1 protein-coding gene is annotated in these 674 nt (G+C 53.7%); it reads left to right on the top strand.

Going from position 1 to position 674, the window contains the following annotated elements:
- Positions 1 to 30 precede the first annotated feature (30 nt).
- The coding region (locus AC1DWI_RS25540) for an O-antigen ligase family protein (RefSeq protein WP_477726236.1) at positions 31 to 674 on the top strand (644 nt) is incomplete at its 3' end.

Here is a 674-nt window from a genome sequence, read left to right as displayed (position 1 = left end):
GTATTCTCCAGCTATCTGGACCAGAGCATCATGAGCGGAGTGTTCGCAGCGGTCTGCTGGCATTTACGCGCCCTCTTCCCCGGGCGCTTTGGCCCACATTTCGCTGTATTGGCCGCGATCTTGGCGCTGTGCAATGTATTTTTTGTGCTGAGTGGCCGTACCGGGCACGTGGTGGCAATCCTTTTGCTGTCGAGCGCCATCATGTGGGAACTACCCAAGCGCTATCGAATAGTCACTGTACTTCTGCCTTTTATCTTTCTTGTAGCTCTCTCATTTGGTTCATCCAAAATGCACCAGAGAATTGTGGAAGCGCAGACCGAAATAAAGTCTTTTTCCTGTAAAAAGGGGGCCGATATAGCAACCGGTTACGGCGCAGTATCCAGCTCTTCAGGCATCCGGCTCCATTTTTGGCACAGGGCGGTGCAGTCGATTGGCGACAACCCGATTCTGGGCGCCGGGGCCGGGAGCTGGGCAAGCGAATACAACCGGCTTGAGCAACGGGAAAAGCAGGATTACAAGCCTGTACAAAACGGAAATCCGCATCAGGAATACCTGCTGTGGGGTGTTCAGCTGGGCATTCCGGGAATTGCCCTACTTTGCGGGTTGATGTTTTCGATCTTCAAAGATACCGCCGGGATGGACAAACCATATGCCCGGGCGGTGCAGTCCACTTT

It is taken from the genome of Polaromonas sp. P3_C2 (assembly GCF_056402675.1).
The sequence above is the reverse complement of the archived record's forward strand: the minus strand, read 5'-3'. Positions and strand labels throughout refer to the sequence as shown.